General features: G+C 63.1%; 7 protein-coding genes. 5 read left to right on the top strand and 2 right to left on the bottom strand.

Features of this window, described 5'->3' with window-relative positions:
- The first annotated feature begins 67 nt into the window (after positions 1-67).
- The 4 genes from ehuC to ABEA12_RS17285 all read left to right on the top strand — a co-directional run bounded on the left by ehuC (position 68) and on the right by ABEA12_RS17285 (position 4,019).
- Entirely contained in the window at positions 68-796 is a 729-nt protein-coding gene (ehuC, locus tag ABEA12_RS17270; protein ID WP_345469076.1) for an ectoine/hydroxyectoine ABC transporter permease subunit EhuC, read from the top strand.
- Entirely contained in the window at positions 793-1,461 is a 669-nt protein-coding gene (ehuD, locus tag ABEA12_RS17275; RefSeq protein WP_210101357.1) for an ectoine/hydroxyectoine ABC transporter permease subunit EhuD, read from the top strand. Before ehuC ends, ehuD begins: the two co-directional genes overlap by 4 nt.
- Positions 1,445-2,293, top strand: a complete 849-nt coding sequence (gene ehuA / locus ABEA12_RS17280) for an ectoine/hydroxyectoine ABC transporter ATP-binding protein EhuA (RefSeq protein ID WP_425571800.1) — start codon at positions 1,445-1,447, stop codon at positions 2,291-2,293. The genes ehuD and ehuA overlap by 17 nt, the downstream gene beginning before the upstream one ends.
- A 244-nt stretch (positions 2,294-2,537) precedes the next feature.
- Positions 2,538-4,019 (top strand): M24 family metallopeptidase, encoded by a 1,482-nt coding sequence (locus ABEA12_RS17285; RefSeq protein ID WP_210101358.1) that lies wholly within the window; start codon positions 2,538-2,540, stop codon positions 4,017-4,019.
- An 83-nt stretch (positions 4,020-4,102) separates the two neighbouring features.
- Here ABEA12_RS17285 and ABEA12_RS17290 read toward each other — a convergent pair whose 3' ends face one another.
- Together ABEA12_RS17290 and ABEA12_RS17295 are read right to left on the bottom strand one after the other, a co-directional pair.
- Complete coding sequence (locus ABEA12_RS17290) at positions 4,103-4,795, bottom strand: GntR family transcriptional regulator (protein WP_210101359.1); 693 nt, start codon at positions 4,793-4,795, stop codon at positions 4,103-4,105.
- A gap of 815 nt (positions 4,796-5,610) precedes the next feature.
- On the bottom strand, positions 5,611-6,321 hold the full coding sequence (locus tag ABEA12_RS17295; protein ID WP_210101360.1) for a hypothetical protein: 711 nt from the start codon (positions 6,319-6,321) through the stop codon (positions 5,611-5,613).
- Positions 6,322-6,712: 391 nt separating this feature from the next.
- Here ABEA12_RS17295 and ABEA12_RS17300 point away from each other — a divergent pair, with 391 nt between their 5' ends.
- Positions 6,713-7,207, top strand: a complete 495-nt coding sequence (locus ABEA12_RS17300) for a hypothetical protein (protein ID WP_210101361.1) — start codon at positions 6,713-6,715, stop codon at positions 7,205-7,207.
- Positions 7,208-7,287 lie beyond the last annotated feature (80 nt).

Consider the following 7,287-nt stretch of genomic DNA (forward strand, 5'->3'; position numbering starts at 1 on the left):
TCACGGCTTATGCGGGTTCCCGCGGTCCCGGCCGTCGACACCGACGATACAAAGGAGTCCAGCACCTGTGGACGAAAAATTTGCGGCGCTAGGTGAGGCCATGCCGCGGCTGCTGGACGGGGTCTTGATAACCCTTGAGCTCACCGTCCTCGGCGCCTTGGCGGCATTCGCCATCGCCGTGGTGTTGGGCCTCGCGGCCGCGCACCCCTCCAAGGCAGCCCGCATCCCCGCTCGAATCATCATTGAATTCTTCCGCGGCACCTCGCTCGTGGTCCAGCTGTTCTTCCTGTTCTACGTACTTCCGCTGCTTGGCGTTAACCTGTCCCCTGTGTTGGTCGGCATCATCGGCCTTGGCCTGAACTATGGCGCTTACGGGGCCGAAGTGGTTCGCGGTTCCATCAATGCGGTTCCCGCCGGCCAATGGGAAGCAACCACCGCACTGTCCCTGGGCCCGGTGAAGCGGATGTACCGCGTGATCTTCCCGCAGGCATGGGCCCTGATGATCCCGTCGCTGTCCAACCTGCTCATCCACCTGATGAAGGGAACGGCCATCGTCTCCTTCATCACGATCGCCGACCTCACCTACCACCTTGACCAGCTCAAGCGCGTCACGGACACCGTCTTCGCCTACGGCTTGGTCGGACTGTTGAGCTACTTCGTGCTCGCCTTGGTCCTGACCTTCCTGATGGACCGCCTTGAACGCGGAGCTAAGCGCAAGCTCGGCCAGGGCATCAAGCTCACCAAGGTACTGAGCCCGACGCCCGGAACCGGCGCACTGGCAGGAGAAAGACGATGATTTCCATCCACACCGCCATCGATTGGTCCTGGGACAGCACCTGGGAGGTCCTGCCAGAGCTGCTCACCGCGTTCTTCAAGATCACCCTGGTGGTCACCGTCCTGAGCACCGTCATTGCCGCCATCCTCGGTTTGGCCATTGCGATGACCATCCGCATGGCACCGAAGCCGATATCCGTCGCCGTGAAGTGGATCGCCAACTTCATTCGGATGACCCCCATCGTGGTCCAGCTGTTGTTTGCCTACTACGCGTTCCTCTCGCTGGACGGGGTGACGATCGGTGTCATCATCTTCGGCATCCACTACTCCACCTACATGTCCGAGGTCTACCGCGCCGGAATCGACTCGGTGCCCAAGGGCCAGTGGGAGGCCACCACCGCACTGTCGATGTCAACGGGCCGCACTTGGATGGCCGTCATCATCCCGCAGGCGGTGCGCGCCACCGTTCCGGCGCTGGGCAACTACGCGGTCTCCATGTTCAAGGACACCCCGTTCCTTCTGGTCATCGGCGTTGTCGAACTGGTGAACGCCGGACTGATCTTCGGCGGGAACACCTACCGCTACGTCGAGCCGCTGACCTTGATAGGAATCATCTTCCTGTTGGCCAGCTACCCGACCTCACTCCTGATTGGCAGATTGGAAAAGCGCCTTGCCTTCAACACCTGATACCCAAACCAGCACGACGGCTCCCAGCACCACCAGGAGCGCACCGGTGATCGAGTTCCGCGATGTCGAGAAGTCCTATGGCGACAACGTGGTGCTGCACAACCTGAACTTCTCCGTCGCCAAGGGCGACCGCGTGACCTTGATCGGGCCCTCGGGCTCTGGCAAGACCACCATCCTGCGTCTGGTCATGACGCTGGAGGAGGCCACCGGCGGCTACATCTTCGTCGATGGCGAGCCGCTGACCCACGAGGAGCGCGGCGGCAAGCGCGTCGCGCGCTCCAAGAAGGACCAGAAGCGCATCCGCCAGCGGATCGGCATGGTCTTCCAGCAGTTCAACCTCTTCCCGAACATGTCGGTGCTGGAAAACATCATCGAGGCCCCGGTGCACGTGCTGGGCCAGTCCAAGGCCGAGGCCACGGCCAAGGCCATGGAGCTGCTGGAAAAGGTCGGCCTGGCCGACAAGGCAAACCAGCACCCCACCTCGCTTTCCGGCGGGCAGCAGCAGCGCGTGGCAATCGCCAGATCGCTGGCGCTGGACCCGGAGATCCTGCTGCTGGACGAGGTGACCAGTGCCCTTGACCCCGAGATCGTCGGGGAGGTGTTGGCCATCTTGCGCAATATCGCCGAGACCACCGACATCACGATGCTGATCGTCACGCACGAGATGCAGTTCGCCCGGGATGTCTCGAACCGCGTGTTGATGTTCGACGGTGGTTCCATCGTCGAGGAGGCTCCCCCATCGGTCATGTTCAGCGACCCGAAGCACCAGCGCACCAAGGACTTCCTTCATGCGGTGCTCGGCAACGACGAGGGAACCATCGGTACCCACTAGTTCCATCAACCGCGGGCATCGGCGAGAACGTGCGTGGTTGCAGAAGTACACGAAGGCCTCCGGGTGTCGTGGTGTCTCGAAGGACAACCGCGACGCTCCGGAGGTCTTCGTTTTGCCTTCCAAGGGAGGATTCGCGGCCCAGGCCCTTCTCGGAACCACGCCGCTGATCTCCGGCCCCTTGCCAGTGAGCCAGACCACAAACTAGAGTTGTCAACAATCTACCAACAACGTTTGAGGAGTCTGAATGGAACATGTGGGCGTCGCGCCAATGCTCTTCACCACCGAGGAGTACGCCGCGCGTTTGGCCGCGGCACGGGTACGCATGGCCGAGCAGGGCCTCAGCGCACTGCTGGTCACCGATCCGGGAAACATCTACTACCTGACGGGCTACAACGCGTGGTCCTTCTACACCCCGCAACTGGTCTTCGTCCCGATGGAAGGGGACATGATCCTCTTCGCCCGGGAAATGGACGCCAATGGCGCCTTCCGCACCACTTGGCTGGAACCCGATAACATCGTGGGCTACCCCGAACGCTATGTGCATCGCCCGCACCTGCACCCCTTCGACTGGGTCGCTTACGCGCTGCGCGCCCGCTACCTGATCGCACCCGCCACCAAGGGCTGCGTGGGCCTGGAAATGGACGCTCACTTCTTCACCCCCAAGGGCTACCGCTCCCTGGTCAACGCCCTGCCCGAGTGGACCTTGGTGGACTGCTTCCAGCTGGTGAACTGGGTGCGTGCCATCAAGTCCCCGGCGGAGATCCAGTTGATGCGACAGGCAGCGGTGTTCACCAACCTGGCGATGCACGCGGCCCGGGACGCCATCGAGGTCGGCGCCCGGCAGTGCGACGTCGCCGCTGCCATCAGCCAGGCCCAGATCCTGGGCACCGAGGAAACCGGCGGCGACTACCCGGCGATCGTCCCGATGCTGCCCACCGGAGAATCCGCCGACACCCCGCACCTGACGTGGAACGACGAGAAGCTGGAGCCTGATCAGGCAATGATCGTGGAACTGGCCGGCGCCTACCGCCGCTACCACGTACCGATGGCGCGCACCTTCATGGCGGGCACGCCCACACCGCAACTGGCCCACCTGGCACAGGCGACCGACCACGCGCTGGCCGCTGTCCTGGAGACCGTGGCCCCGGGCACCCCCGTGCGGGAACTATCCCAGGTCTTCAACAGGACTTTGTTTGAATACGGCTACGAGAAGGCCTCGCGGATCGGCTACTCGATCGGCGTGGGCTACCCGCCGGACTGGGGCGAGCGCACGATCTCGCTGCGCAGCGAGGACCAGACCATCCTGCAGGAGAACATGACCTTCCACCTGATGTGCGGCATGTGGATGGAGGGATATGGCTATGAGGTCTCCGAGTCCATCCGGGTCACGGACACCGGAGTGGAGTGCTTCACCTCCTTCCCGCGCGGGCTGGTGCCCGCCAGCACTGCCAATGCCGAATCGGTCACCTTGTTGGGCAATCCCGGTGCGCGAACCGTTCCCGGGGGTCCGGGGCTGGCGAGGGTCCCGCCACCGATGGTGGAACCGCGGCGCCCGTCCACCCCTCGATTCGGCTTCACCACCCCGGACGAGGAAACCATGACCGGGTCGATGAGCATCGTTCCGCGCAACTCCGAATGGGCAGACCGGGACCCCGCCTGGCCCCCGGCCAACCCGGTGGTGGGCGAGCCAGAGGACGGCATCGTTTCCAGGGAGGATCGCACCTGACTTTCGATAACCGGCTAACCTGCCGGAACCGCTCAAGCGTGGTCCCAGCAGGTTGGCGCCGGGTCTTGCATCGATCCCGTGGGTCAGGAAGCTTCGTGGTCCCGGTAGGGCGTCGCCGAGAGCGGATCCAGGAGCTGCGCGATGGCGCTGTCCATGTGGTCCGCAAGCGCGGAGTGCAGTTCGGGTACGTCCGCCTCAAGGATGGCTTGGGCGATGCGCCGGTGTTCGGCGACCCGGTCCGCGATGGGGAAATCCAATTGTTCAAGTGCGGAAAGGCACATGCGCGTCTCGGTCACCAACGTGTCGTGGACCCGGCTCAGCCGCGGGCTCCCGGCCAGCCGGACCAGCGCCTCGTGGAAGGAGATGTCGATCTGGCTCACGGCCGAGGGATTGGCGCCAAGCGCGGCCATCTGCGCAACGATCCCCATCAGCTCCTCGCCGGCATGGCGGTTGGTGTGATCGACCTCGATGATCTTCAGCGCGGCGCCGCGCTCGACCGCGGTGCGCGTCAAGTAGATGTCATTGATGTCGGCATGGGTGAACTGCGCGACGAACAATCCGCGGTTGCGGATGCTCACCAGCAATCCCTCCTGGGTCAGGCGCTGCATGGCCTCACGCAACGGGCCTCGGCTGACCCCCAGCCGCCGGGCAAGGTCTGCCTCGCCCAGTTGGGCACCGGGTGAGAATTCACCGTTTCCGATCGCCGAGCGGATCTTGCGCGCGATGATCGCCGGCGTGGATTCCTGCTTCAGCGGTTCAAGGCTCGATGCGGCCATGTTGGCGTTCCTCACTTGCGATAACTCGTCTTGATGCAGACAATCCTACAACCTCTTGGCTCCCTTGGCCCGATCCGTCCAACGGCCGCCGGGCCGTGTGCCGAGGCCAGGGCCAGCGGCACCGTGGGATGGCTGCGCAAGTCCGCACCGAAACACGATTCACTTTCGTTCAGCGGCCATTGGAGACCGGCCGCGCCTTTGGCACGGCGGCATACACGGAGCATGCGCAGCCGCCCGGACCGAAGCCCGGGGAAACGTTGCACGACGAAGTACAGGTTCGGCTTTTCCCTACAGTGCCCATCGCCTTTTTGCTGCCGATGACCCCGAACGTCGCCTGGATACTTCTCCCGCCTGTTTTATCCCTCCTGCAGGCGAGTCATTCCACGCTTGCGTTCATCGTAGTGGCCGGAACCCTATGCCGGTCACTGATGGTTGCCCTGCTCATACCCGGGGGGGGTCGACACCCGTCGGACCACCCGGTGGCACCAAGAAGGCCTTCACCACGGCGGTCCTGGGGTGACTGGTCGGATACCTGGTGCTGTTGGAGGTTGCACTTCGCGATGCCGATCACCCCGATGCTTCTGGTGATGATGGCGGTGCTGCCCCTCCGTCTACTTCACATCTGTGGGCCTCTACCTTCAAAAATAATCCACACGTATTCCGGCGCCCCTGATTGCTCTGATCCATGTTGCGAGCACAGCCACAAGCTACCTCTGAGAAGCCGCGCGTTGCGTGGCGACTATTCCAGGAAGCCGAAGATGCCCATGGTTATCGCGAGAAGACGGGCCTTGATGCAACGCAACGCCTTGTCCTATTCAGAGGATGAACATAACGAGCACGATGGGGTACGTGGTGAAGAGGTTCTTTCCAGTCAGGACATGGACGGTCCCCATGATCAAAGAGAGTGCGATGCCGTAGATCCCCGTGGCAAAATCCTGGGTGAGGAAGTGGACAAGGCCCCAGGTAAGCGCGAGCATGATCCCGCCCCAAGGAACCCGTCCCGCGCCGGAGCACCGTTCGCCCGCCCTCTGCCCAAATCCAATGATCAAGGAAACAACCACTGCCTCGGCGACGTAGTAGGCAACCTGCACGAGCCAGGCTACGGCCCCTGCATCGCCGAAGAGTTCCAAAAACGCATTGCGCTCCGCGACCGGAGGAAAAACGCCGCCCCGAAGAGTCCATTGGGCAGCCACCGTGAGAACAACAAGCCCGGCAACCACCAGCCATCGCAGAACTCCGATCCGTGTCCCGGCTTCACCACGGAGCTTGAACCCGGTTCGATGACGAGCCCATGCCACCAAGCCGGTCGCACCACCGAGCCAGATCACAGCAGAAAGCACCCAGTGGACAACCGAGGCACGGAGGCTACCTGAGAGTAGGCCAAGCGCCGGTTCAATGGCTGCAAGGACCAGCTCGAGTCCCAAAAGAGCGAACGCGTAGAGCCCAAGGTAGAGATATTCCTGCGGACGCGTCGCCGCCGATGTTCCCGCCATGTCCTGGCACCCATCTCGTTTCAAGGCGGTCATCAGCGCCGCACTCCAACAGTAACGCGGCTGGTTCGGCTTCTCGCGGCTTCCACATGCCAGAAACGTTCCTGAAAAACACTGGCCGGACCCGGGGACGGTCCAGGATTCCAAGGCCCGGGCAACACGTGGAGCGATGGAGGAACGGAACACAACGTTTGGGTCTAACGCCAGCTGCCTCGGTTATCAGTGGACTAGCCAGGGACCAGTGACCTGGTAGCCAACGAATTCGCTCTCGGACCGCCCACTCCACGCCAACCCCTTCGCCCCAGGGACCCGACGCTGGGAATCAACAGGCCACCGCGTCGGTTCACGGACCTGGCGGCGGCCTCCTCCCCATGGTCACGGTCCATTGTTCTGAAACACTGGCCATTAACGAGAGGCCCGTGATGATATGACCAATGTTCCAATGCATGAAGGTCACACACCTGGCCCGGCAACCCGGAACGGATCAAAAGCGGGCGCCATCGTCGCGTTGGTGCTGGGGATCCTCCTGGCCTTGGTCGGCGTGGGAGGGATCATCGGAGGCACGGCGTCTGCCGCGGTCCTGAACCACCAGGGCGGGGACGGATATCTCACCGCACCAACGCGCAGTTTCTCCACCACGTCCTACGCCCTCATCTCTCCCCCGGCGCAGATCAACGTCACCGATGTCCCGTTCGACGTCGGCAGGCTCCGGTTCACTGCCGAGTCCACGGCGCCCGGAGGAGATGTGTTCATCGGCATCGGGCCCAAGGCCGAGGTCCAGAAGTATCTCGTAGGTGTCCACACCAGCGAAATAACCGACGTACGGATATCGCCTTTCCGGGTCCAATACCGCGATACGTTCGGATCCGAGGCCCCTGTCAGCGGAAGTTCTAAAGTGACCATAGGCGGCGATCCCCGCTGACCACCAGCGGCAATTGGACTGACCACCAGCGGCAACGGTTTTGACCACGGACGGCAACGTCTTCCGGCCCGTTTCCTGGC

This window comes from Paeniglutamicibacter antarcticus, from assembly GCF_039544305.1.
In the GTDB taxonomy this organism is placed as follows: domain Bacteria; phylum Actinomycetota; class Actinomycetes; order Actinomycetales; family Micrococcaceae; genus Paeniglutamicibacter; species Paeniglutamicibacter antarcticus_C.